The sequence below is a fragment of the Thalassobaculum litoreum DSM 18839 genome (assembly GCF_900102465.1).
In the GTDB taxonomy this organism is placed as follows: Bacteria; Pseudomonadota; Alphaproteobacteria; order Thalassobaculales; family Thalassobaculaceae; genus Thalassobaculum; species Thalassobaculum litoreum.
The window spans coordinates 314,282-338,972 of the sequence record NZ_FNBW01000002.1 but is presented as its reverse complement, the minus strand read 5'-3'; the positions used below and the strand labels follow the sequence as shown (position 1 = coordinate 338,972).

The window sequence follows — 24,691 nt, the reverse complement described above, 5'->3', positions numbered from 1 at the left end:
CGCAGCGCCTATGGATGACGTGATGCCCACCGCCGGCCCGACCGGGCCCGCCTCGAACGACGAGGCGGGGGAGGCTTTCGTTGTCTTCACGCCATCCGGCCGCCGCGGCACCTTCCCGATCGGAACGCCGGTGCTGCAGGCGGCCCGGGCGCTCGGTGTCGATATCGACTCGGTCTGCGGCGGGCGCGGCATCTGCGGCCGCTGCCAGGTCACGCTGAGCGAAGGCAGCTTCACCAAGTTCCAGGTCGACAGCCGGGCCGCCAACCTCTCCGAGCCGGCGCGCAACGAGCTGCGCTACCGCGACAAGCGCGGCCTTGCTCCCGGCCGGCGGCTGTCCTGCTCGACCCAGCTTCTCGGCAATGCCGTCATCGACGTGCCGGAGACCAGCCAGGTCCACCGCCAGATCGTGCGCAAGCGCGCCGAGGTTCGGGCGATCGAGATCAACCCGATCCACAAGCTGCATTACGTGGAAGTGCGCCAGCCCGACATGCACGAGCCGTCGGGCGATTTCCGGCGCCTGTGCGAGAGCCTGCGCGAGCAGTGGCCGGACTGGGGCATCGCCGACGACGTGAGCTGCGACCTGCCGGTGCTGGGCTATCTGCAGAAGGCGCTGCGCGAGGGCGACTGGAAAGTGACGGTCTGCCTGCGCGAGGGGCGGCGGGTCACCGGCGTGTGGCCGGGCTTCAAGGGCAAGATCTACGGCCTGGCCGTCGATATCGGCTCCACCACCATGTCGGCCCATCTCTGCGATCTCGCCACCGGCGAGGTGGCGGCGTCCAGCGGCGTGATGAACCCGCAGATCCGCTTCGGCGAGGACCTGATGAGCCGGGTCTCCTACGTGATGATGAACCCGGGCGGCGAGGTCGAACTGACCAAGGTCGTGCGCGAGGCGGTGAACCACCTGTCTTCCCAGGTCGCCCAGGAGGCCGGGATCGACGTGGAGGACATCGTCGATCTGGTCTTCGTCGGCAATCCGATCATGCACCACCTGATGCTGGGCATCGATCCGACGGAGCTGGGCGGCGCGCCCTTCGCGCTGGCCATCGACACGGCGGTGAACGTGCATGCCGGCGAACTCGGCATCACCCTGCATCCCGACGCCCGCGCCTACGGGTTGCCCTGCATCGCCGGGCATGTGGGCGCCGATACCGCGGCGGTGATCCTGTCGGAGGGCCCGCACCAGCAGGATGAGATGACCCTGATCGTCGATGTCGGCACCAACGCCGAGATCGTGCTGGGCAACCGCCAGCGGCTGCTCGCCGCGTCGTCGCCCACCGGCCCCGCCTTCGAGGGCGCGCAGATCACCTGCGGCCAGCGCGCCGCCCCCGGCGCCATCGAGCGGGTGCGCATCGATCCGGAGACCCTGGAGCCCCGGTTCAAGGTGATCGGCGTCGATGTCTGGTCGGACGAGGACGGCTTCCAGTCCGAGGCCTGGCGCACCGGGGTCACCGGCATCTGCGGTTCCGGCATCATCGAGGTACTGGCCGAGATGGTGCTGACCGGGCTGCTGAAGACCGACGGTACGATCGACGGCGCCATGGCGGCGCGTACGCCGCGGATCGAGAGCGACGGCCGCACCTTCTCCTACCGCCTGTCGCCGGAGGTGGTGATCACCCAGACCGACGTGCGGGCGATACAGCTTGCCAAGGCGGCGCTTTATGCCGGGGCGGCGCTGCTGATGGACAAGCTGGGGGTGGAAACCGTCGACCGGATCATCCTGGCCGGCGCCTTCGGCAGCCATATCGACACCAAATACGCCATGATCCTGGGCATGATTCCGGACTGCCGCCTGGACAAGGTCTGGTCGGTCGGCAACGCCGCCGGTACCGGCGCCCGCATGGCGCTGCTCAACGCCGAGGCGCGGCGCGAGATCGAGCGCGTGGTGCGCCGGGTGGAGAAAGTGGAGACGGCGGTCGAGCCGAAGTTCCAGGAGCATTTCATCGATGCGATGGCCTTGCCGCACCGCACGGCACCGTTCCCGAATCTGTCGGCAGCGGTGACTCTCCCCGAGCGGTCCGACCCGGCCGAGGCGGGCAGCGAGGGCGACGGCCGTCGACGCCGGCGCAGACGGGGGGGGTAGGGCGGCTTCTTTCAGCCTCCCACCCGTCTTCCCGGCCTTGCGCCGGGATCCAGGGGGACGCTTGCCGGAACCCCTCAGAGATTTCTCGACCGCTCCAGCGGCTCTCATTCTCGGTCCCGGCGTAAGGCCGGGAAGACGGAATAGGGAGAGTGAGAGGGTGAGAGAGCGGGTAGAGAAAGCGCCCCCCTCACATCCCGCTCAGCTTCTTCGCCAGCTTTACCGACCCCCGTCCAGCTTCGGCCATCTCGACCCAGCCCTGGGCGCGGTAGAACCGCTCGGCCCGGGTCTCCCGGGCGGTGACCAGCCAGGCGATGCGGTGGCCGAGGCGGATCAGATCGCCCAGGGCCCGGCGCATCAGGGCACGGCCGATGGTCTTGCCCTCATGGGCGGGATGCACGTACAGCATCTCCACCGACCCGGCCCTTGCGTCGACGGCGACGAATCCGACGATGGCCGGCCCGATCGACAGCACCCAGCACAGCCCCGCCTTCAGAAACGGATGCACCGCCGCGTCGAAGCTGGCCGCCGTTTCGAACTGACGATTCTCGCGCACGGCGGCGACGATCTGGTACAGGCGCTCGATGTCCTCCGGCACACCGCGCCGCGACCGTGCCTCCACCGGCGGCGCTGCCTGTTTGCGTCCGATCAATCCCATGGCATCGACGATACCCGGGTGGCGGCGGGTGGCAATATGCCGAACGCGTGACATGTTGAAGGCGTCCCGTTTGATCCAGAGGCGCCGCCATGCCCGACCTTCCCGCTCCGACCGTCGCTCCCGGCCACGTCTTCTTCTTCGGCCTCGGCTATACCGCCCTGCGCCTCGCCCGACGGATGTGCGATGCCGGCTGGAGCGTCTCCGGCACCGTGCGCTCGGCGGAAAAGGCCGCCGCCGTGTCGCAGGCGGAAGGGATGACCGTCCACGCCTTCGACGGCACGGCCCCCATCGCCGCCGCCGACCCGTTCGCCGGGGTCACCCATCTGGTCGACACGGTGCCGCCGCGCGAGATCCTGGTGCCGGCACTGGACCGGCACGGCACCGACCTGCGGGCCTGCGAGACGTTGCGCTGGATCGGCTATCTCTCCACCCCGGCGGTCTATGGCGACCGGCAGGGCGGCGTGGTGACGGAGGACGAGCCACCGACCCCCGGCAGCCGACGCGGTGAGCTGCGGTCGGCGGCGGAGCGCGCCTGGCTCGACGCCTTTGCCGACTCGGACGTCGCGGTGCAGGTGTTCCGGGTCGCCGGCATCTACGGTCCCGGCGAGGGGCGCAACGCCATCGAGCAACTGAAAGCCGGCAAGGCGCGGATCATCGACAAGCCGGGGCAGGTCTTCAACCGCATCCATGTGGACGATATCGGCTCGATCCTGCTCGCCTCCATGGCCCGGCCGCGCGACGGGGGGATCTATAACGTGGCCGACACCGAGGCCTGTTCCCCCGCCGACCCGATCGTCTTCGCCGCCGGCCTGCTCGGCATCGACCCGCCGCCCGCCATCCCCTTCGACAGCGCCGAGCTGTCCGAGATGGCGCGCAGTTTCTACAGCGAATGCAAGCGGCTCGACACCAGCCGGCTGACCGGGGAACTGGGCGTGCGCCTCACCTATCCGACCTACCGCGAAGGCCTGCGGGCCATCGCTCGGGAGGCCGGTGTGTCGTCATGAAGACAGTTTCGGTCGAATGAGAACGGAATTCGGTCTTGCTTCGATAAACACATAAAGATATCCTTATGTTGTTATTGGAGGTGACCGCATGGATGACGTGCTTGCAGGACTGAGGGCGATTGCCGAGCCGACCCGGCTGCGGATTCTCGTTCTGTGTGCGCGCTCGGAGCTGTCGGTCACCGATCTGGTCGACATCCTGGGCCAGAGCCAGCCGCGGGTGTCGCGCCATCTCAAGCTGATGGTCGAGGCCGGCGTGCTGGAGCGGAACCGCGAGGGCGCTCGCGCCTACTACCGGGTGGCGGAGCGGAGTTCGGGCGGCGCTGTCGCCCGGGCGCTGACGCCGCTGGTGCCGGTGGACGACGCGATGATGGCCACCGATCTGGCCCGGCTGGAGACGATCCGTACCCGCCGCTCGGAGCGGGCCGTCGCCTATTTCCAGGAGAACGCGGTCCGTTGGGAGGATCTGCGCGGCCTGTATGTGGACGACGGTCTGGTGGATGCCAGCCTGATGGAAGCGGTGCGGGCCGAGCCAGTGGACAGCCTGCTCGATATCGGCACGGGCACCGGCCGGGTGCTGGAGCAGCTGGCCGATCACGTGACCAGTGCGGTCGGCATCGACAACGCCAAGCCGATGCTGGAGATCGCCCGCGACAAGCTGGACCGGGCCGGCGTGAACAACTGCCAGGTCCGCCTGGCCGACATGTATCACCTGCCGTTCCCGGCCGACCGGTTCGACGCTGTGACCCTGAACATGGTCCTGCATCACGCCGAGATGCCGGGCGAGGTCCTGCGCGAGGCAGCCCGGGTGCTGAAGCCGGGCGGCCGGGTGATCCTGGTCGACTTCGCCCCGCACGAGCTGGAGGAACTTCGCGAGCAGCATACCCATCGCTGGCTCGGCTTCTCCGGCGAGGAAATCGGCCGGATGGCGCACAGCGCCGGTCTCGGCCTGGAACCGGCGGTGAGCCTGACCGGCGACCCGCTGACCGTCTGCCTGTGGAGCGCCCGCAAGGCCGACAGCACTGATCTGACAACCGGAAACACCGGCGCCGCAGAATTGCGCGCGGCGTCCTGAGGGGATGAGCGTCATGTCCGACACTCCACGCGTTAGCTTCGAATTCTTCCCGCCCAAGGACGAGGACGGCGAGGCCAAGCTGTGGCACACGGTTGCCCGGCTGGAGCCCTACTGCCCGTCCTTCGTCTCGGTGACCTACGGGGCCGGCGGCAGCACCCGCGAGCGCACCAGCCGCATCGTCAAGCGTCTGGCCCGCGAGAGCAGCCTGACCCCGGCGGCACATCTGACCTGCGTCGGTGCCACCCGTGAGGAGGTCGACGACATCGTCCGCGAATGGCAGGCCGCCGGCATCAAGCATATCGTCGCCCTGCGCGGCGACGCCCCGGCCGATGCGGAGAAGTACGAGCCGCATCCCGGCGGCTACGCCAACGCGGCGGAGCTGACCGAGGGCTTGCGCCGCATCGGCGATTTCGAGATTTCCGTCGGCGCCTATCCGGACGTCCATCCGGACAGCCCGACCCCGGCGGCCGACCTCGACAATCTGAAGCGCAAGATCGATGCCGGGGCCACCCGGGCGATCACCCAGTATTTCTTCGACGCCGACACCTTCCTGCGGTTCCGCGATGTCTGCGACAAGGCCGGGATCACCGTGCCGGTCGTGCCGGGCATCCTGCCGGTGACCAACTTCAAGACCGTCGTGCGCTTCTCCAACGCCTGTGGCGCGATCGTTCCCGCCTGGATGGCCGAGCTGTTCGACGGTCTGGACGAGGATCCGGAGACCCGTCAACTCGTCGCTGCCACCACGGCCAGCGACCTGTGCATGAAGCTGATGGAAGAGGGGGTGGAGGATTTCCACTTCTACACCCTCAACCGGCCCCAGCTCACCGCCGCGATCTGCCGACGTCTCGGCCTGCGGCCGGAAATGGAGGCCGCGGCGTGACAACTCGCTTCACCGAACCCAAGGCTGGCTCCAGGACCGGCCCCGCGCTGGTCTCCGGCGGGTTCGGGGAGCTGTCGGCGCGTGCCGGGTCGTCCTGCCTGGAGGAGCTGAACATCACCGACCCCAAGGCGGTGATCGACGTGCACCGCCGGCATCTGGACGATGGCGCGGAGATCCTGCGCACCAATACCGGCGGGGCTTCGCCGGAGCGGCTGGACCGCTACCGCATGCATGACGAGGCGTTCATCGTCTCCTACATGGCGGCCGAACACGCCTCCAAGGCGGCACGGAGCCATGGCGGCGACCGGCGGGTGATGGGCGTGGCCCGGGTGGAAGCCCTGGCGCCGCTGATCGGCTTCCTGCCGCTCGACCGTGTGGAGGCGGCGTCGCGCACCATGGCCTCCGGGCTGGTGGGCGGCGGTGCCGACCTGCTGCTGCTGGAGACGGCGCAGTGTCCGGCGCGGATCGTCGCCGCCATGGCCGGCGCCCGGCGCGGCATGGCCGATGCCGGCCGCGCGGTCCCGGTGCTGGTGAAGCTGCGCTACGAGACGCGGCTGGGCGCGCTGGCGCGCGGTGCGATCACCGACGGGCTGGCCCGGGCGGCGGCGGCCGTCGCCGGGATCGGCGCCCAGGGCCTGGCTCTGGCGCCGGACAACCTGGACCGGCCGTATGCGGAGACCCTGCGGGCGGTGGCCACGGCCTATGGCGGCCCGCTCTTCGTCGATCTGTCGCCGTCCTCGCCCCATTGGGCGGCGGTGGCGGAGACGGATCTACGGCGCCGGATCGCCTGGGCTGCCGGGCGCCGCCTGGAGCCGTTGGACGATACCGAGGCGCCGGCCCGTCCGGCGCCGGCGAACGATGCGGGCCCGAGACCGGCCGCCCGCAGCTACTGACCGATTTGGAGAGTCCGAATGACTGAAGCGGCACGAGAACTCTCGCGCCTCGCGGAGCAGAGGGTTGTGATCCTGGACGGTGCCATGGGCACCATGATCCAGGGGCTCAGCCTGACCGAGGAGCACTTCCGCGGGGATCGCTTCACCGACGCGAACCACGACCTGAAGGGCGACAACGACATCCTCAACCTCTCCCAGCCGGAGATGATCGAGGATATCCACCGCCAGTATTTCGAGGCCGGCGCCGATATCGCGCAGACCAACACGTTCAACGCGACCTCGATCAGCCAGGCGGATTACGGCCTGTCGCACCTGGCCAAGGAGATCAACGTCGAGGGTGCGCGGATCGCCCGGCGCGCCGCCGACAAGGTGCGCGAGGAGGAGGGGCGCCCGACCTTCGTCGCCGGCGCCCTCGGCCCGACCAACCGCACCGCCTCGATTTCGCCGGACGTCTCCGATCCGGGCGCGCGCAACACCAACTTCGACGAGCTGCGCGAGGCCTATCTGGAGGCCACCCTCGGCCTGATCGAGGGCGGCGCCGACATCATCCTGGTGGAGACCATCTTCGACACGCTGAACGCCAAGGCGGCCCTGTTCGCCGTGGAGCAGGCGTTCGACGAGAGCGGCACCAGGCTGCCGATCATGATCAGCGGCACGATCACCGACCGGTCCGGCCGCACCCTGTCCGGCCAGACGCCCGAGGCGTTCTGGAACTCGGTGCGTCACGCCAACCCGTTCAGCGTCGGCTTCAACTGCGCGCTGGGCGCCAAGGACCTGCGCCCGCACGTGGCCGAGCTGTCGCGGGTGGCCGACGTCCGGGTCTCCGCCTACCCCAATGCCGGTCTGCCGAACGAATTCGGCGGCTATGACGAGAAGCCGGAACAGACCGCCGCCCATCTCGGCGGCTGGGCGGAGGACGGCTTGGTGAACGTCGTCGGCGGGTGCTGCGGCACAACGCCCGCGCACATCGCCGCCATCGCCCGGCAGGTCAAGGCGGCCGCACCGCGGGTGGTGCCCCAGCTCTCAATCCGCATGCGTCTGTCCGGCCTAGAACCTTTCGATCTGAGGAGTGCATTTTGACCGAGCGCCAGGGAACTTTTGTCAATATTGGCGAACGGACCAACGTCACCGGCTCCGCTCGCTTCCGCAAGCTGATCGCCGAGAGCGAGTACGAGACCGCGCTGGAGGTCGCCCGGCAGCAGGTCGAGAACGGCGCCCAGATCCTCGACGTGAACATGGACGAGGGCCTGCTCGACAGCGAAGCGGCGATGACCACCTACCTCAACCTGATCGCCAGCGAGCCGGATATCAGCCGCGTGCCGATCATGGTCGACAGCTCCAAGTGGAGTGTGATCGAGGCCGGGCTGAAATGCCTGCAGGGCAAAGGCATCGTGAACTCGATCAGCCTGAAGGAGGGCGAGGAACAGTTCCTGCAGCAGGCGCGTCTGGTCCGCCACTACGGCGCCGCCGTGGTGGTCATGGCCTTCGACGAGCAGGGCCAGGCCGATACGGCTGCGCGCAAGTTCGAGATCTGCAAGCGGGCCTACGACCTGCTGCTGGAGAAGGTCGATTTCCCGCCTGAGGACATCATCTTCGACCCGAACATCTTTGCCGTCGCCACGGGCATCGAGGAGCACAACAACTACGCCGTCGATTTCTTCGAGGGCACCCGGATGATCAAGGAGAACCTGCCGCACGCCCTGGTTTCCGGCGGCGTGTCGAACGTGTCCTTCTCGTTCCGCGGCAACAACGCGGTGCGCGAGGCGATGCACGCCTGCTTCCTGTACCACGCCATCAACAATGGCATGGACATGGGCATCGTCAACGCGGGCGCCCTGCCGGTCTATCAGGACATCCCCGAGGATCTGCGCGAGCGGATCGAGGATGTGCTGCTGAACCGGCGCGAGGACGCGACCGACCGGATGCTGGAGATCGCCGAGCAGTATCGCGGCGCCGGCGGTGCCGCCAAGGTGATCGACGACAAGTGGCGCGAGGAGCCGGTCGAAAAGCGTCTGGAGCATGCCCTGGTCCACGGCATCGGCGATTTCGTCGAGGCCGACGTGGAGGAGGCGCGCCTGAAGGCGGACCGGCCGATCCACGTGATCGAGGGCCCGCTGATGGACGGCATGAACGTCGTCGGCGACCTGTTCGGCGCCGGCAAGATGTTCCTGCCCCAGGTGGTGAAGTCGGCCCGCGTGATGAAGAAGGCGGTCGCCGTCCTGCTGCCGCATATCGAGGCGGAGAAGGACGAACATCAGAGCGCCAAGGGCAAGATCCTGATGGCGACCGTGAAGGGCGATGTCCACGACATCGGCAAGAACATCGTCGGCGTGGTGCTGCAGTGTAACAACTACGAGGTCATCGACCTCGGCGTGATGGTGCCCTGCGCGAAGATCCTGGAGGTCGCCGCCGAGGAGAAGGTGGACGCCATCGGCCTGTCCGGCCTGATCACGCCCAGCCTGGATGAGATGGTCTATGTCGCCTCCGAGATGCAGCGCGAAGGGCTCGACCTGCCGCTGCTGATCGGTGGGGCGACGACCTCGAAGATGCACACCGCGGTCAAGATCGACCCGGCATATGCCAAGGGTCCGGTGGTGCATGTGATCGACGCCAGCCGCGCCGTCGGCGTGGTGCAGGAGCTGCTGTCGCGCGACCGCAAGGCGGCCTACGCGGAGGGCATCCGGGCCGACTACCAGAAGATGGCCGAGAAGCGGCGCACCGGCCGCGTCGATCGCGACCGCATCAGCATCGCCGATGCGCGGGCCAACAAGGCGAAGATCGACTGGAGCGGCTACCAGCCGCCGAAGCCGGCCTTCGAAGGCATCAAGACCTTCGAGGATTATCCGCTGCAGGACCTGGTCGACCGGATCGACTGGCAGCCGTTCTTCGCCACCTGGGAGCTGCGCGGTCGGTTCCCGGACATCCTCGACGACCCGAAGGTCGGCGAGGCCGCACGGCCGCTGTGGAACGACGCCCAGGAGATGCTGAAGCAGATCGTCGAAGGCGGCTGGGCCAAGCCGCGGGCCGTGATCGGCTTCTGGCCGGCCAAGGCCGAGGGCGACGACATCCGCCTGAAGACCGAGGCGGGCGAGACGGTGGTGCACACCCTGCGCCAGCAGATGCCGCGCGGCGCGGAGTCCGAGAACCGTAAGCCGAACCTGGCCCTGTCCGATTATATCTCGCCCGAGGGCGGCGACTGGCTCGGCGGCTTCACGGTGACCACCGGCCTCGAGATCGAGCGCAAGGCCAAGGAGTTCGAGGACGACGGGGACATGTACAACTCGATCCTCGTGAAGGCCCTGGCCGACCGTCTGGCGGAGGCCTTCGCCGAGCACATGCACGAGCGGGTGCGCCGCGAGTTCTGGGGCTATGCCGCCGACGAGACGCTCACCAATGAGCAGCTCATCGCCGAGGATTACCAGGGCATCCGTCCGGCGCCCGGCTATCCGGCCTGCCCGGACCACACCGAGAAGGGCACGCTGTTCGAGCTGCTGGACGCGGAGAAGCAGACCGGGGTCGAGCTGACCGAGTCGTTCGCCATGTGGCCGGCGTCGTCGGTCTCCGGCTGGTACTTCTCCCATCCCGACGCCCGCTATTTCGGACTCGGTCGGATCGAGCGCGACCAGGTCGAGGACTATGCGCGCCGCAAGGGCATGTCCGTCGAGGAGGTCGAGCGCTGGATGGCGCCGTCGCTTGCCTACGATCCGGACGAGGAACGCAACAAGCGCGAAGCCGCCTGAGGCGTCGCGCGAGAGATCTGGGTCCCGGACGCCCCTTTGTGGGGACTCCGGTCGGACGAGGGAATGGCCTCACCTCTCCCTCGATCGGAGACGCGACAGCGTCGTCCGGGACCTGGTGCCCATTTTGGATGGTTTGACCTATCCGGTTACAAACCCACCCCGTTGCTCTCGGATCACTCCCCGGCCTTGTGCCGGGGTCGACCCGTCAAACGCGGATCGGCTGGACTTCCGATCCCGACCGCCGGTGCCGGGTGAGGCGTGGCCCCGGCACAGGACCGGGGAGTGCGGGTAGGGGGTACGGCAGCAACTCGCCGCTGCGGTTACCCCACCCCCGCCTGCCATCCCGCTTGCAGCCTTTGGCGTCCCGTGGTTGAAGCCTTGGGTCTTCGATCGCCGTCCCGTGGCCCATGTCCCGTCTGCTCAGCTTCCTCGACCGTCCCATCGCCGCGGCGCTCGCGCTGAGCCGTGTGCGGGTGTTCCTCGCCGCGGTCGCGCTGTACTACGGCGCCGGCTGGCTGATCCGGATGGTGCTGCTGTCGGGATCGTCGGGGGACGAGGCCCAGCTTATGCTGTACGGCCAGAGCTTCGCGCTCGGCTACGATTTCGGGAATCCGCCGGTCGCCGGGTGGCTGGCGGCGGTGGCGGAGTGGGCGGTCGGGCCGACCCTGGGGGCGACAGTGGCGATCCGCTACGGCCTGCTGGCCCTGTTCTTCGCCGCCATGCTGGGCGCCGCGCGCGAGGCGATCGCCGACCGCCGGCTGGCCGTCGCCGCCGCCCTGTCGCCGGTGGCGTTCTGGTTTCTCGGCTGGGCCTCGCTGACCGTCTACATGGACAGCCTCGCCCTGATCGTCGCCCTGGCCACGACCGTCTGGCTGATGCTCAGGCTGTCGCGTCTGCCCACGACGGCGGGCTTCCTCTGCCTTCTGCCGGTGATCGGCTTGGGGCTGCTCAGCAAGTTCAGCTATGGGCCGGTCCTGGTCCTGCTGATCCTCTCGGCCCTGGCGGTGCCCCGGATGCGGGCGGTGGTGGCCGACCGCCGGTTCTGGATCGCGGTCGCCGGCGGCGTGATCCTGGCCGCACCGGCCCATGGCTACGTCCTCGCGCAGATGGAGACCTGGCTGGCGGTGGCCGAGGCCCGCATCCTCGACGGTGCGATCGCCGAGCATCCGCCGGAGGGGCCGCTGGAGCGCGGGCTGCTGGCGCTGAAGGCGGCCTTTGACTTCTCCCTGCCGCTGCTGCCGCTGTTCGTTCTGTTCTTCGGCCGGGCGCTGTGGACGCTGCGCACGCAGGCGCTGCCCGACACCCAGCGCCCGATTGTCCTGTGGCTCGGCCTGTGGGTGGTCCTGGTGCTGTTCTCCCTGGGCCTGGCCATGGCGGTCGCCGGCGTCGACAAGCTGCGGGAACACTACCTGTTCGTGCTGATCCCGCTGCCGATCCTGCTGTTCGCGCTGGTGCCGCCGGGCGGGGTCGGGGGCCGGGTGGTCGGCGGGTATACCGCCGCGCTCTGCCTCCTGGCGGTCGCCGCGCTGGGCGGTCTGGCGGCCCAGGCAATGGTCGCGCCGTTCGACTGCAGCAAATGCCGCCTGGTGATGCCGTGGTCGGACTATGCAGGGCAGCTGCGCGCCGCCGGTTTCGAGCGCGGTACCATTGTCAGCTTCGACTCGCCGTCGACGGATGCGGGACCGAATCTGCGGCGCCATCTCGAGACCGTCCGCGTGTGGACCAACAAGCGCCCGTTCTATTCGCCACCGCCTCTGGCGGAGCCCGGCGGCTGCGTCGTCGTGTGGAACGAGACGCGCTATCCCGCCACACTCGCCTCGCTGCGCGCGGCGCCGGTCAGTCAGATCGGAGAGCCCCTGCCGGCGCATGCGGTGGTGGGCACATTGACCGCGGACCTGCCGCTGACCGGCCGACCCGCCCCCGTGCTCGGCTACGCGCTGATCGCCGAGGGGATCGGCGGCTGCCGGTAGTCGCGCCGGCGCGCGGCACCGATCAGGGTCGAGAAGACCGCCCGATGGCGGCTGCTCCAGGGCATGAGCTCCGGATGCCACTGGACGCCCAGCCGCATCGGCCCGTCCGTCGTCTCCACCGACTGGATGAACCCGGCGGTCTCCCGCGCGGCGACGACCAGCCCGTTACCGACCACGTCGACCGCCTGATGGTGCAGGGCGTTGATGGTCAGCGGCTTGGTTCCGGTGATCCGCGACAGCAGGGTCTGTTCCTTGATCTCCACCGTCTTGCAGGGGAACAGCGATCGCTTGTTCCGATAGCCCGGCTTGGCGGTCACGATATCGCGCAGCAGGGTGCCGCCGCGATGGACATTCAGAAGCTGCATTCCGCGGCAAATCCCCAGGATCGGCGCGCCGACCGCATCGGCCCAGGCGATTCCGGCCAGTTCCAGCGCATCGCGGTCCGGGTCGTAGGGCCATTCGTCGCTGGTGTCGACGCCGTAGAGCCGCGCCTCGATATCGACGCCGCCGCCGATGATGAGCCCGTCCAGATCGTCGAAGCTCTCGCGGATGCCAGGACCGATGGTCACGGGCCAGCCCCCGGCCAGCAGCACGTTGAACGCGTTGGCCAGACGCATCGCCCGGCCCTTGCGCTTGCCGGTGGTGATGCCGATACGCGGGCGCATCAGATGCGTTCCAACCACGGTCGGGCCCGCTCCCGGGCCCAGGTGTCGATCCGATCCGACAGCGCCCGGTCGTCGAGCGCCAGCGCCTCCACGGTCAGCCAGCGTTCCCACTCGCGGGTGATCGACCAGAACGGGCTCTCGAGATCGGCGTTCGGCAGGCGCCAGTGGAAGGTCGGACGGCTGGAGATCTTCTGGTCGTGCAGCCGCGCACGCACGCGCCGGCCGTCGATATGCGCGAAGACCGGCAGCATATCCAGCTCGCGATTGCGCGTCGGATTGAACGAGATGTAGTCGTCAATCAGGGTATCCATGTCCGGAGCATAGTCGTTGCGGAGCATATGACGCATGTAATCGTCGCCGAACGTGGCGACGAAGGGCAGAAGCGACCGGGTGAAATCGACCTGTATCGCCTCGCGCAGGCCGGCCGACATCAGCAGATAGGCCTGCAGCACTTTGCGGAGCGCCGTGGCGTTGAGGTCGGTTTCCCAGAGTTCCGGGTTGAGATGCATGCCGAAGCCGTTCAGCAGCCCGGCGCGGGTTCCCTTGGCACCGTTTTCGGCCAGCGCGCGCACCAACTGGTCCAGCTCCCCGATCCTGTCGCCCTCCAACGGTGGAGCCACGATCTCGGTCGGGACCACGTCGCGGCCGAGATCGGCCAGCAGTTCCTTGGTCTGATCGAGGATGCCGCCGTCGTCGCCGGCCTTCTGGATCCACGACCAGTCGAGCTCGACGGACACGTCGCCGATGGAGGTGTCGCGGATCACGGCGGCATACGGGCTGGAGTGCTCGACGGTGCCGCCCAGCCGGTCGGCCACGATCCAGGCGGTTTCCAGGGTTCCGACACCGCCGAATTCGATCTCGACGCCAACCTTTCGGTCGACGCTCCGGCCCAAGGCCGAGGGAGGGGGGACAGCCATAGTCTGGGAAATATGAACTTCTTTAGCCTTATCAACCAGCCCCCCGGAATACGGGCGGGTTTGACACTCCCCCGCCCCCGCGCTACCGCAACGCCGATGGTCGAGATCTCCGCTTCCGCCCCGGCACCCGCCGCCGCATCGCCTTCCACCGCCGCCGCCGGCGATCGACCGGCGGAGCGTCGGCGCACGGCCTGGTTGAAGCGGCTTGCCACCGGTCAGGGAGCGGCGCTCGCGGCGATGGTGGGCGCCGGTCTGCTGGCCGCTGGCGTCGCGGTCGTCCAGGCGTGGGTGATCGCCGGTCTGATCGCCGATGCCATAGACGGCGCCGGTCTCTCCGCCCTGTGGCCGCCGGCATTGTTGGCTCTTGTCCTGATCGTCCTGCGCGGTGCGCTCGCTGTCGCCTCGGAGGTCGTCGGTGCCGCCGCGTCCCATCGGATCAAGCAGGCGGTGCGCGGGCAGGTTCTCGCCGCCCTGTCCGATCTCGGTCCCGCCTGGTTCGACCAGCGCGCCAGCGGCGCCGTGGCGACGACGGCCGTCGATCAGGTCGAGGCCCTGGACGGATTTATCGCCCGCTTCTATCCGGCCCAGATCCTCGCCGGCGCGGTGCCGGTCGCCCTGCTGGTGCCGGTGTTCCTGGTCGACCCGCCCTCGGGCTGGATGCTGTTGGCGGCGGGGGCGCTGACCCCGGTGATCATGGGGCTGGTCGGCTGGCGCACCGGCGTGCACGCGCGCTCCCAGGTGACCGCGATGAAGCGCGCCAACGGCTACTTCCTCGACCGGCTGCAGGGGCTGGCCACCCTCAAGCTGTTCGGCGAGATCGACCGCGAGCGCGGCCGCATGCGCGCCGTCTCCGATGATCTGCGCCGCCGGACCATGGGCGTGCTGCGGCTGGCCTTCCTGTCCTCCACGGCGCTGGAGCTGCTGTCGTCCCTGGCCCTCGCGCTGGTGGCGGTGCATCTTGCCGGCGGCCTGCTCCAGGGCGACGGCATGGCGCTGGCCGAGGGGCTGTTCCTGCTGATCCTGGTGCCGGAGATCTTCCAGCCGCTGCGCCGCCTCGGCACCCACTATCACGACAAGGCCGCCGCCGTGGGCGCGGCCGAGGCGCTCCTGGAGATCCTCGACGCCGCTGCCGACCTGCCGGCACGCGCCGTCCCCGTGTCGCGCACCGGGGCGCCGGGTCTCGCGTTCGAGGGTCTGTCGCTGGCCTATCCCGGCGGGCGGCGGACGGCGCTGGACGGCGTGAGCTTCCAGGTGGCGCCCGGCGAGGTGGTGGCTCTGGTCGGAGAGAGCGGGTCGGGCAAGTCGACCCTGCTGTCCGTCCTGCTCGGTCTGCGCCGGCCGACCGCCGGTCGGGTGCTGGTCGACGGCGTGCCGCTGGACGGCAGGGCGCTGGTGCCGTCGCTCGCCTGGGCGGGGCAGCGGGTGCGCATCCTGTCGGCCAGCCTGCGCGACAATCTGACCCTCGGCCGGCCGGGCGCGGCTGATGCCGTGCTGACCGAGGCGCTCGACGCCGCCTCCCTCGGTCCGGTGGTCGACCGGTTGCCGGATGGGCTCGACACCGTGGTCGGCGAGGGCGGGCGGGCGCTGTCCGGCGGCGAGGCGCGGCGGGTGGCGCTGGCCCGGGCCCTGGTCCGCGACGCCCCGCTGGTGTTGCTGGACGAGCCGACGGCCAATCTCGACCGGGACAGCGAGGCGGCGGTGCTGTCGGCGCTGCGCCGCCTGACCCGGGGCCGCACGGTGCTCGTCGCCACCCATTCCCCCGCGGTGATCGCCCTGGCGGACCGGGTGGTGCGGCTGGAACGGGGCCGCGTGGTCGAAACCCGCGCGGCCGGGCATACCGAGGGGGCGCCGAATGGCTGACCTCCTGTATTTCCTGGGTCTGACGAAAGGTCGGGCGGGATGGATGCTGCTCGGCACCGTGCTTGCGGTGCTGGTGGTCGGGCTCGGGCTGGCCCTGCTCGGGCTCGCCGGGGCGGTCGCGGTCGGCGCGTTGGCGGGCGGGGCATGGCTGCTGCGGCCGGTGGCGCTGGGCCGGTCGGCGGCGCGCTATCTGGAGAAGCTGACCACCCACGAGGCGACCTTCCGCATCCTCGCCGATATCCGGCTGTGGTTCTTCGACCGTCTGGTGCCGCTGGTACCGGGGCGGATCGGCGGACAGGCGACGGGGGGATTGCGTGCCGGCGATCTGCTGTCCCGGCTGGTGGGCGACGTGGACGCGCTGGACGGGCTCTACATCCAGCTCGTGACGCCCAGCGTGGTGGCGCTGCTGGCGGCGCTGGCCCTGGCGGCGATCCTGTCGGCGGTGGCCCCGCCGGTCGCCGTCGCCGTGCTGCTGATCCTGGCGCTGGCCGGGCTCGGCGTGCCGGCGCTGACGGAGCGGGCGGGCCGGTCCGCGGGGCTCGAGCAGGTGCGGCGGGCGGCCGAGCTGCGCCAGCAGGTGATCGACCTGACCCAGGGTCTCACCGACCTGATCGCCCATGGCGCGGTCGGTCGGGCGCTGGCCGAGATCGATCGGGTGTCCGAGCGCCATGGCGCGGCGGTGCGCCGCCAGGCGGTGATCGCCGCCGTCGGCGCCGCGGCGACGCAGATGCTCACCCAGGCGGCGCTGGTCGCCGTGCTGCTGGTCGGCGTGGCGGTCGCCGGCGGGGCCGGAGAGGGCGTCGGGCCGATGCTGGCCATCGGCGCGTTCGTGACCCTGGCGGCGTTCGAGGCGGTCGCCCCCCTGCCGCTGGCCTATCAGATGCTCGGCCGCACGCGGGCGGCGACCCGGCGCCTGCGCGAGGTGGCGGAGATGGCGCCGACGGTCACCGATCCGTCCCAGCCCCTGTCCCCACCCAAGCCCCTCTCGGAGGGCAGCGATATTCGGCTGGAGGGTGTGCGCTTCGCCTATCCGGGCGCCGTCCGGCCGGCACTGGACGCGGTCGATCTGGAGATCGAGGCGGGCGAGCGGGTGGCGATCGTCGGGCCGTCCGGTTCCGGCAAGTCGACCCTGTTCGCGCTACTGATGCGGTTCCACGATCCCGACTCGGGTACGGTGCGGGTCGGTGGCGCGGACCTGCGCGCGCTGACCCAGGCGGATCATCACGCCCGCCTGGGCGTGCTGTCCCAGGGCACGCCCATCCTGGCCGGCACCCTGCGCGACAACCTGCTTCTGGGCTCCCCCGAGGCGGGCGAGGCGTCCGTGGCCCGCGCCCTGCGCATCGCCGGGCTGGACCGGATGGTCGCCGATCTGCCGGACGGGCTCGACACCTGGCTCGGCGAGGCGGGGGTGGCGCTGTCCGGCGGCGAGGCCCGGCGGGTGGCGCTCGCCCGGGTGATCCTGCGCGACGCCCCGATCCTGCTGCTGGACGAGCCGACCGAGGGCCTGGACGCGGAAGCCGAGCGGGCGGTGCTGGCCGCCCTGGACGAGGTGATGGCGGGGCGGACCGTGGTGATGATCACCCACCGCCCGGCGGTGACCGCGGCGATGGACCGGATCGTGCGCATCGAGGACGGGCGGCTGGTTCCGTAGGTCGAGGGTCTGCGGCGTTCCGGCCGTGCGCGGTGATTTGCCGTGTGCGGGGATTTGGGGGCCATCCGCCGAGACGATATCGGCGGGGTTCCAGCGGTCTCCCCTCTAGGTCCCGGCGCAAGGCCGGGAAGACGAAGGAGGTTGCTACCGTCAACCCCCCCCCCCGTCTCCCCGGGGTCAAGGGTTGCGATCCGTTGGAGCGTCGACAGTGACGCGGGGGTGTTCCGGTTGTCCTGCGCCCCAACTCCGGGAAGCTAGAGCCAAATCCGACCATATTGATTCATTTCATGATTCGATATGGTCGGTGAATTTGTCTCTAAAACAATGAGATAGAGCAGATTCACGCACGCTGACGCGATCACGAAGTGATCCCGTCACCGCACGATCTGCTCTAGGTTGCGGTGAAGGGGGGCGTCGCCGCCCTATTCCCAGCCCTTGAAGCCGCTGACCAGCCAGACCTCCAGGCGCCTGGTGCGCCCGTAGCTGGTGATGGAGATCACCCGGACCTGCTCGGTGGCCTCGAAATGGTCGAGGATCGCCGCCGGCGTCTCCCATTCGGTGATCATCAGCGCCCGGTCGGTCTTTTCCGGGTCGTAGGGGACGGCAAGCTCGTAGTGATGTTCCGGCTGGCGGTTCCAGTCCCAGACATAGACCGGCCGCTTGCCCGGCTGCAGATCGCCGACGCCGAGCTGATCGCGCATGTAGTACAGCAGCGAGGCCATGGCGATGCGGTCGGTCATCAGGACCGGCAGGTCCGGATTGGTGAGGATGTCGGGCCGGGCGGCCTCGGCCACTTTTTCCCAGCCGGCCATCCGCGAGAAGCCGCGGTCGGTCAGCGGGATCCGCAGGGTCGGCCAGACCGCGACGACCACCGCGAAGGCGAGGCAGGCGACCACATGCGGCACCAGCGTGGCGTAGCGCATCCAGCGCGGCGCCTGTCCCACCAGCCATAGCGCCACCAGCACCGTCGCCGTGGGGTAGGCGGTGGCCGCCCAGTTGGCGTTGGCCCGCGACAGGAAGGCCTGGAAGGTGATGACCGCCAGCGGCGGCAGGGCGATGGCCAGCAGGAACTTCTCGGTGTCGCTCGCCCGACCGCGGATCCAGGCGATCAGGCGCCAGGCGAGGATGGCGAACGGGATTGGTCCGAACACGCCGGCCTGCTCGCCGAGGAACTGCAGCGCCTTGGAGATCCGGAACTTCTGCGACGGGTCGGCGCCCAGGTTGGTGTTGTCGCCGAGATGGGCGACCGTGGCGAAGTGGTTGGCGGCGTTCCAGTACAGGTTCGGCGACAGGATCAGCAGCGCCAGCGCCAGGACCAGCAGGCCCCGCAGGTCGCGCAGGATCCAGCGGTCGCGCGGGCTGACCACCAGATGCAGCGCGATGCCGAGAAAGGCATAGGCCATGGCGTATTTCGCCAGCATGCCGACGCCGATGGCGAGGCCGGCCACCACGGCCCAGCGCCAGGCGCGCGTGTCCAGCAGCCGGCGGTAGCCTGTGGCGGCCAGCGCCCAGCAGAACAGCAGCGGCACGTCGGTGGAGACGATCAGGCTGGAGAAGGCGATCGAGGGCAGGGTGATCCAGATCAGCGCCGACCACATGGCGACCCGGCTGTCGGCGACCGACCGGCCGAGCCCGTACAGCGCCAGGGCGGTGCCGGCATGCAGCAGCGGCGAGGAGGCGCGCACGCAGGCCTCGGCGTCGCCGCAGACCGAGGTGGTGGCGGCGATGATCCAGGCGATCAGCGGCGGCTTGGTGAAATAGCCGAGGTCGAGGGTCTGGGCCCAGGTCCAGTACTGCGCCTCGTCGCCGTAGAGCTCCAGCCCGGTCAGCGCGTTGGCGAAGAGCCTCAGCGTCGTAAGGCCGATCACCCAGGCCAGCGCGATGCGCAGATGGGTGGTCTCCGGCAGGGGCGGGGAGGGCTGGGTCGGCGTCGCAGGGGAGGTCATGCAGCCTCGGGGTCGGTCGCGTCTAGAGCCTTTCCCGATCACCCGTGAGCGGGAAAGGCTCGCCATCTATTGAAGATAGAGCAGACTCACGCGAGCAGATGATTCCATCTGATCGCGATCTGCTCTATGTGTCCCGCGTGGCGCGCAACACCGCCTGGAAGCCGAACAGCAGCAGGATGATGCCCAGCACGATCTGCACCGCCACCACGGCCCGTACCGCATAGGTCAGCGGAACGATGTCTCCATACCCCACCGTGGAGAGCGTGACGATGGAGAAGTAGAGGCTTTCGGCGAAGCCGATGTCGCGGGCCAAGCCGGAGAAGCTGAAGGTGTCGACGCCGTCCAGCCGGTCGATCAGCCGGTACAGGGCGGCGAAGACCACGGTGATCAGCGAATAGAAGGTCAGGAAGGCGAAGGCCGGTTTGATCAGCCGGGCCGCGGTCTCGTAGAAATCCTCGAACAGCAGGCCGGTATCGACCAGGAACACAGCCACGCTGTGCCCGGCGAAGAAAATCACCATGGCGATCACCGACATCGCCCCCAGCAGCCACGCCCCCCGCTGCAGCACATCCCAGTTCTCCAGCGGGACCAGGAAGTTCAGCACCCCGATCGCCGTCACCGGCAGCAGCCACAGAAACACCCGCCCGAACCGGGTTTCGATGCGGGGGTGTTCGGACAGGATCACCGACCGGATGCCCTGGCGCCGGAGATAGACCGCCAGCGCGAAGCCCAGGATCGGCAGCAGGAAGGCGACCACCTCGATCAGCCGGCTGGTCGGCGCGAACCGCGCCTCCAGAAAGGAGACGTAGACGCAGGCATAGACGCTGATCGCGTTGGCGAAGGTGATCGAGAAGAACCGGCTGCCGGGCAGCAGGCGGTGCAGCAGGGCCACGACCACGGCGACCGTGATAAGCACGACGGCCGTGAGCTGCCAGTTCGCGCCGCCCGCCGACGTCGCCACCAGGACGAGCAGGATGACGGTTGCGATGGCGGGGGCCAGCCAGTGCGGGCGGTGGTCGTCGCTCGGTCTCATGGTGTTCTTTTGCCACCAACGCGGCGTCGGGTCACGGGTTCTGCCGTTTCCGGAATGCGCTCGGTCGGTTGCCTCTTTGCTGAGCAAGTCGTATCTGATGAATGACGGTTCATGCAGAGACGGGCACGGGGACTGCCATGAGTGACGCCGATACCGAAGCGCTGACGCTCGCTGCCGATTTCCCGGCGGCCGATCGCGAAGCCTGGCGCAAGCTGGCGGAAGCCGCACTGAAGGGCGCTCCGTTCGACAAGGCGCTGACAAGGCGCCTGGCCGAGGGCATCGTCACCGACCCGATCTATGCCGCCGATACTGGTCAGACGCCGGCCGATGCCGCGACCCGCAATGCCGGGGCGCTGGAGCGGGTGGCCCTGGGCTGGGATATCCGCCAGCTCCACGCCCATCCGGACCCCGAGGCGGTGAACAAGTCTGCGCTGGCCGACCTGGAACGCGGCGTCAATTCGGTGATCCTGCGCCTGGACAAGGCCGGCCGGCGCGGCGGCACGGCGGCGGGTGATCCCGAGAATGCCGGTGTCGACGGCATCCTTCTGCACTCCGTGGATGCCCTCGACACCGCCCTGAACGGCGTGTTCCTGGAAGCGGCCACGGTCTCGCTGCAGCCCGGCGGAGCCTTCGGAGCCACCGCCGCGATGATGCGGGCGCTGTGGGAGCGGCGCGGGATCGGCAAGGCGGAGGTGCTGGGCCATCTGGGCGCCGACCCGTTGGGTGCGCTTGCCGCCGAGGGCATGCTGCCGGAGCCCTTGGACGCCTCGCTGAACCGGATGGCCAAGCTGGCCGCCGACACGGCGAAGACCTATCCCAACGTCACGACCGTCTCCGTCGATACCTCCGCCTATCATGGCGCCGGGGCGAACGAGGCGATGGATCTGGCCTACGCCCTGGCCACCGGTGTCGCCTATCTGCGGGCGATGGAGGCGGCGGGTCTGTCGGTGGAAGTTGCCGCCCGGCAGATCGAGTTTTCGCTCCCGGTGGGTGTGGACGTGTTCCTCGGCATCGCCAAGCTGCGCGCCGCCCGTCGGCTCTGGGCCGAGATCCTCGGCGCCTGCGGCGTGGCGCAGGACGCCCGAACGATGCGCCTGCACGTCGTGACGGCGCCGAATGCCTGGGCCGGCCGCGATCCCTGGGTGAACATGCTGCGGGCGACGGTCGCGACCTTCGCCGGCGCGGTCGGTGGGGCGGACAGCATCACCGTGCTGCCCTACAGCCATGCCTGCGGCCTGCCCGACGGCTTCGCCCGGCGCATCGCCCGCAACACCCAGATCATCCTGGCCGAGGAGAGCAATCTGGCGAAGGTCGGCGATCCGGCCGGCGGCAGCTGGTACGTGGAAAACCTGACCGACCAGCTCGCGGCCAAGGCCTGGGATCGGTTCCGCGCGATCGAGGCGGCCGGCGGCATGTCCAGGCACCTGACCTCCGGTGCCGCCGCCAAGGACTGCGCCGAGGCCTGGGCCGAGCGCGAGCGGCGGATCGCCGGGCGGCGCGAGGAGCTGACCGGCGTCAACGCCTTCCCGAAGGTGGACGAGACGCCGGTCGATGTGGAGAGCGTGGACCGTAAGGCGCTGGTCGCGGCCGCCGCCCAGGGGCTGGCCGGCGATCAGACGCTGGACGGGCTGCTGGGAGCCGAGGGTGCGCCCGAAACGATCACCGCGCCGACCGCCCACCGCCTGGGCGAGGCGTTCGAGATCCTGCGCGATGCCGCCGACGCCGCCGCCAGACGGCCGACGGCCCTGCTGGTGCTGCTCGGCGGCCCTGCCATGTCGACGGCGCGCGCGACCTTCACGCGCAACCATCTGGGCACCGGCGGCGTCGCCTGTGTGGATGCGGACGGCGACACGGGCGACCTGAAAGCGGTCCTGGCCAAGGCCGGGACCGATTTGGCCGTGATCTGCTCCAGTGATAGCATCTATGCCGAGCGTGCGGCGGAGACCGCCAAAGCCCTGAAGGCCGCCGGCGCCCGCGAGGTGCTGCTGGCCGGGCGTCCCGGCGACCACGAGGCCGCCTGGGCCCAGGCTGGGATCGACGGCTACCTCTTTGCCGGCGACGACACGCTCGCCACGGTGCGCGGCGTGCTCAGCCGTCTCGGCGTTCTGAACGAGGGAGGCCAGTGATGAGCCGGATACCCGATTTCGCCAGCCTCGACCTGGGCCGCGGCGCCGCCGCTTCTGCCCCCGACGCCGAGCCCTGGGTGACCCCGGAAGGCATCGCGGTGAAGCCGTTCTACACGGCGGAGGACCTGGAAGGCCTCGACCACCTGAACACCTGGCCGGGCATTCCGCCGTTCCTGCGCGGCCCGTACCCGACCATGTATGTGACCAAGCCGTGGACGATCCGCCAATACGCGGGCTTCTCGACGGCGGAGGAGAGCAACGCCTTCTACCGCCGCAACCTGGCGGCCGGGCAGAAGGGCCTCTCCATCGCCTTCGACCTCGCCACCCACCGCGGCTACGACAGCGACCATCCGCGCGTCGCCGGCGATGTCGGCATGGCCGGCGTGGCGATCGACAGCATCATGGACATGCAGACCCTGTTCGGCGGCATCCCGCTGGACGAGATGAGCGTGTCGATGACCATGAACGGCGCGGTGCTGCCGGTGATGGCGCTCTACATCCTCGCCGCCGAGGAACAGGGTGTGGCGCCGGAGAAGCTGAGCGGGACCATCCAGAACGACATCCTCAAGGAGTTCATGGTCCGCAACACCTACATCTACCCGCCGATCCCCTCCATGCGGATCATCTCCGACATCTTCGCCTTCACCTCGGAGAAGATGCCGAAGTTCAACTCGATCTCGATCTCCGGCTATCACATGCAGGAGGCAGGGGCGACGGCGGACCTTGAGCTCGCCTACACCCTGGCGGACGGCGTGCAGTACATCCGCGCCGGCATGGATGCCGGGCTGGACGTGGACCGGTTCGCGCCGCGCCTGTCGTTCTTCTGGGCGATCGGCATGAACTTCTTCATGGAGGTCGCCAAGATGCGGGCCGCGCGCCTGCTCTGGGCCAAGCTTGTGAAGGAGTTCGGGGCGAAGTCGGACAAGTCGCTGTCCCTGCGCACCCATTGCCAGACCTCCGGCTGGTCGCTGACCGCCCAGGACGTGTTCAACAACGTGACCCGCACCTGCGTGGAGGCGCTTGCCGCCACCCATGGGCATACTCAGTCGCTGCACACCAACGCCCTGGACGAGGCGCTGGCCCTGCCGACCGACTTCTCGGCGCGCATTGCCCGCAACACCCAGCTTCTCATCGCCCAGGAGACCGGGACGACCCGGGTGATCGACCCGTGGGGCGGCTCCTACTATGTGGAGCGACTGACCCGCGATCTGGCGGAGAAGGCCTGGGCGCATATCCAGGAAGTGGAAAGCTACGGCGGCATGGCCAAGGCGATCGAGGCCGGCATTCCGAAGATGCGCATCGAGGAGGCGGCCGCCCGCACCCAGGCGCGCATCGACAGCCGGCGCCAGACCATCGTCGGCGTGAACAAGTACCGGACCGACGATCCCGAGAACATCGAGATTCTGAAGGTCGACAACGCCAGGGTCCGCAAGGGCCAGCTCGAACAGCTCGCCCGCCTGCGGGCCGAGCGGGACCAGTCCAAGGTCGACGCCACCCTCGACGCGCTGACCAAGTCGGCGGAGACCGGGGAAGGCAACCTGCTGGCTCTGGCCGTCGACGCCGCCCGGGCCCGGGCGACGGTCGGCGAGATCTCCTTGGCGCTTGAGAAGGTCTGGGGCCGTCATGTCGCCGAGGTGAAGGCGATCTCGGGCGTTTATTCCAAGGAAGTGGGGGAGAGCGCCGTGGTGAACCAGGTCAAGCAGCTCGTCGCCGAGTTCGAGGAGCAGGAGGGCCGCCGGCCCCGCATCCTTATCGCCAAGATGGGCCAGGACGGCCACGACCGCGGCCAGAAGGTGATCGCCACGGCCTTCGCCGATCTGGGCTTCGACGTGGATATCGGCCCGCTGTTCCAGACCCCGGCCGAGGCAGCGCGCCAGGCGGTGGAGAACGATGTCCATGTGGTCGGCGCGTCGTCGCTGGCGGCGGGGCATCTGACGCTCGTGCCGGAACTGCGCGAGGAACTGGCCAAGCTGGGGCGCGAGGACATCATGGTCGTTGTCGGCGGCGTGGTGCCGCCGCAGGATTACGACGCGCTCTATGAGGCCGGCGCGGCGGCGATCTTCCCGCCGGGCACGGTGATCGCGGAGGCGGCCATCGACCTGCTGAAGAAGCTGCTCGACACCTTCGGTGACGAAACCCGCGCGGCCTGAGGGAAGCGCACACCCTCTTTCTCTTCACCCACTCCCCGGATTTATTCCG

17 protein-coding genes are annotated in these 24,691 nt (G+C 69.3%); 12 read left to right on the top strand and 5 right to left on the bottom strand.

The features are described 5' to 3' along the window. Positions 1–22 precede the first annotated feature (22 nt). The gene (locus tag BLS34_RS04755) at positions 23–2,080 is read left to right on the top strand and encodes an ASKHA domain-containing protein (RefSeq protein ID WP_093148678.1); all 2,058 of its coding nucleotides are present in this window, start codon (positions 23–25) and stop codon (positions 2,078–2,080) included. Between the two features lie 187 nt (positions 2,081–2,267). On the opposite strand, the gene BLS34_RS04750 is transcribed toward BLS34_RS04755, so the two are convergent. After that, entirely contained in the window at positions 2,268–2,789 is a 522-nt protein-coding gene (locus tag BLS34_RS04750) for a GNAT family N-acetyltransferase (protein ID WP_084618753.1), read from the bottom strand. Positions 2,790–2,824: 35 nt separating this feature from the next. Here BLS34_RS04750 and BLS34_RS04745 point away from each other — a divergent pair, with 35 nt between their 5' ends. The 7 genes from BLS34_RS04745 (at position 2,825) to BLS34_RS04720 (ending at position 12,294) form a co-directional block, all read left to right on the top strand. Then, a complete protein-coding gene (locus tag BLS34_RS04745; RefSeq protein WP_093148528.1) occupies positions 2,825–3,739 on the top strand; it encodes an SDR family oxidoreductase in 915 nt (304 codons plus the stop codon). Between the two features lie 88 nt (positions 3,740–3,827). Continuing rightward, positions 3,828–4,811: a metalloregulator ArsR/SmtB family transcription factor gene (locus BLS34_RS04740; RefSeq protein WP_051244287.1), complete on the top strand. Its 984-nt coding sequence runs from the start codon at positions 3,828–3,830 to the stop codon at positions 4,809–4,811. A 13-nt stretch (positions 4,812–4,824) separates the two neighbouring features. Next, positions 4,825–5,691: a methylenetetrahydrofolate reductase [NAD(P)H] gene (gene metF, locus BLS34_RS04735; RefSeq protein ID WP_028793764.1), complete on the top strand. Its 867-nt coding sequence runs from the start codon at positions 4,825–4,827 to the stop codon at positions 5,689–5,691. Next, positions 5,688–6,584, top strand: coding sequence for a homocysteine S-methyltransferase family protein (locus BLS34_RS04730; protein WP_175474095.1), 897 nt, complete (start codon positions 5,688–5,690; stop codon positions 6,582–6,584). Before metF ends, BLS34_RS04730 begins: the two co-directional genes overlap by 4 nt. 18 nt (positions 6,585–6,602) lie before the next feature. Then, entirely contained in the window at positions 6,603–7,664 is a 1,062-nt protein-coding gene (locus BLS34_RS26725) for a homocysteine S-methyltransferase family protein (RefSeq protein WP_028793766.1), read from the top strand. Continuing rightward, positions 7,661–10,324, top strand: coding sequence for a methionine synthase (gene metH, locus BLS34_RS04725; protein ID WP_175474094.1), 2,664 nt, complete (start codon positions 7,661–7,663; stop codon positions 10,322–10,324). The genes BLS34_RS26725 and metH overlap by 4 nt, the downstream gene beginning before the upstream one ends. Positions 10,325–10,731: 407 nt before the next feature. Continuing rightward, the gene (locus tag BLS34_RS04720) at positions 10,732–12,294 is read left to right on the top strand and encodes a glycosyltransferase family protein (protein WP_093148523.1); all 1,563 of its coding nucleotides are present in this window, start codon (positions 10,732–10,734) and stop codon (positions 12,292–12,294) included. Here BLS34_RS04720 and BLS34_RS04715 read toward each other — a convergent pair. Further along, the gene (locus BLS34_RS04715; RefSeq protein ID WP_038013894.1) at positions 12,255–12,959 is read right to left on the bottom strand and encodes a gamma-glutamyl-gamma-aminobutyrate hydrolase family protein; all 705 of its coding nucleotides are present in this window, start codon (positions 12,957–12,959) and stop codon (positions 12,255–12,257) included. The two genes, BLS34_RS04720 and BLS34_RS04715, sit on opposite strands and share 40 nt — an antisense overlap. Beyond that, on the bottom strand, positions 12,959–13,876 hold the full coding sequence (locus BLS34_RS04710; RefSeq protein WP_093148520.1) for an amidoligase family protein: 918 nt from the start codon (positions 13,874–13,876) through the stop codon (positions 12,959–12,961). Before BLS34_RS04710 ends, BLS34_RS04715 begins: the two co-directional genes overlap by 1 nt. A gap of 96 nt (positions 13,877–13,972) precedes the next feature. Here BLS34_RS04710 and cydD point away from each other — a divergent pair, with 96 nt between their 5' ends. Together cydD and cydC are read left to right on the top strand one after the other, a co-directional pair. Beyond that, complete coding sequence (gene cydD / locus BLS34_RS04705) at positions 13,973–15,736, top strand: thiol reductant ABC exporter subunit CydD (RefSeq protein WP_175474093.1); 1,764 nt, start codon at positions 13,973–13,975, stop codon at positions 15,734–15,736. Beyond that, complete coding sequence (gene cydC, locus BLS34_RS04700; protein WP_093148517.1) at positions 15,729–17,387, top strand: thiol reductant ABC exporter subunit CydC; 1,659 nt, start codon at positions 15,729–15,731, stop codon at positions 17,385–17,387. The genes cydD and cydC overlap by 8 nt, the downstream gene beginning before the upstream one ends. Before the next feature lie 422 nt (positions 17,388–17,809). Here the strand turns inward: cydC and BLS34_RS04695 are convergent, their stop codons facing one another. Both BLS34_RS04695 and BLS34_RS04690 read right to left on the bottom strand, forming a co-directional pair. Next, positions 17,810–19,333 carry an ArnT family glycosyltransferase gene (locus BLS34_RS04695; protein ID WP_175474092.1) on the bottom strand — a complete coding sequence of 508 codons (1,524 nt, stop codon included), beginning with the start codon at positions 19,331–19,333 and terminating at the stop codon, positions 17,810–17,812. A gap of 124 nt (positions 19,334–19,457) precedes the next feature. Next, the gene (locus tag BLS34_RS04690) at positions 19,458–20,366 is read right to left on the bottom strand and encodes a potassium channel family protein (RefSeq protein WP_093148511.1); all 909 of its coding nucleotides are present in this window, start codon (positions 20,364–20,366) and stop codon (positions 19,458–19,460) included. 137 nt (positions 20,367–20,503) lie between these two features. Here BLS34_RS04690 and BLS34_RS04685 point away from each other — a divergent pair, with 137 nt between their 5' ends. Further along, complete coding sequence (locus BLS34_RS04685; RefSeq protein WP_093148508.1) at positions 20,504–22,492, top strand: methylmalonyl-CoA mutase family protein; 1,989 nt, start codon at positions 20,504–20,506, stop codon at positions 22,490–22,492. Then, a complete protein-coding gene (gene scpA, locus BLS34_RS04680) occupies positions 22,492–24,642 on the top strand; it encodes a methylmalonyl-CoA mutase (protein ID WP_093148506.1) in 2,151 nt (716 codons plus the stop codon). Before BLS34_RS04685 ends, scpA begins: the two co-directional genes overlap by 1 nt. Positions 24,643–24,691: the final 49 nt, after the last annotated feature.

Bases quoted from the DNA above. Each gene is read 5' to 3' on its own strand.
- BLS34_RS04755 (WP_093148678.1), top strand. From the start codon at position 23: ATGCCCACCGCCGGCCCGACCGGGCCCGCCTCGAACGACGAGGCGGGG.
- BLS34_RS04750 (WP_084618753.1), bottom strand. From the start codon at position 2,789: ATGTCACGCGTTCGGCATATTGCCACCCGCCGCCACCCGGGTATCGTC.
- BLS34_RS04745 (WP_093148528.1), top strand. From the start codon at position 2,825: ATGCCCGACCTTCCCGCTCCGACCGTCGCTCCCGGCCACGTCTTCTTC.
- BLS34_RS04740 (WP_051244287.1), top strand. From the start codon at position 3,828: ATGGATGACGTGCTTGCAGGACTGAGGGCGATTGCCGAGCCGACCCGG.
- metF (WP_028793764.1), top strand. From the start codon at position 4,825: ATGTCCGACACTCCACGCGTTAGCTTCGAATTCTTCCCGCCCAAGGAC.
- BLS34_RS26725 (WP_028793766.1), top strand. From the start codon at position 6,603: ATGACTGAAGCGGCACGAGAACTCTCGCGCCTCGCGGAGCAGAGGGTT.
- BLS34_RS04720 (WP_093148523.1), top strand. From the start codon at position 10,732: ATGTCCCGTCTGCTCAGCTTCCTCGACCGTCCCATCGCCGCGGCGCTC.
- BLS34_RS04715 (WP_038013894.1), bottom strand. From the start codon at position 12,959: ATGCGCCCGCGTATCGGCATCACCACCGGCAAGCGCAAGGGCCGGGCG.
- BLS34_RS04710 (WP_093148520.1), bottom strand. From the start codon at position 13,876: ATGGCTGTCCCCCCTCCCTCGGCCTTGGGCCGGAGCGTCGACCGAAAG.
- cydD (WP_175474093.1), top strand. From the start codon at position 13,973: ATGGTCGAGATCTCCGCTTCCGCCCCGGCACCCGCCGCCGCATCGCCT.
- cydC (WP_093148517.1), top strand. From the start codon at position 15,729: ATGGCTGACCTCCTGTATTTCCTGGGTCTGACGAAAGGTCGGGCGGGA.
- BLS34_RS04695 (WP_175474092.1), bottom strand. From the start codon at position 19,333: ATGACCTCCCCTGCGACGCCGACCCAGCCCTCCCCGCCCCTGCCGGAG.
- BLS34_RS04690 (WP_093148511.1), bottom strand. From the start codon at position 20,366: ATGAGACCGAGCGACGACCACCGCCCGCACTGGCTGGCCCCCGCCATC.
- BLS34_RS04685 (WP_093148508.1), top strand. From the start codon at position 20,504: ATGAGTGACGCCGATACCGAAGCGCTGACGCTCGCTGCCGATTTCCCG.
- scpA (WP_093148506.1), top strand. From the start codon at position 22,492: ATGAGCCGGATACCCGATTTCGCCAGCCTCGACCTGGGCCGCGGCGCC.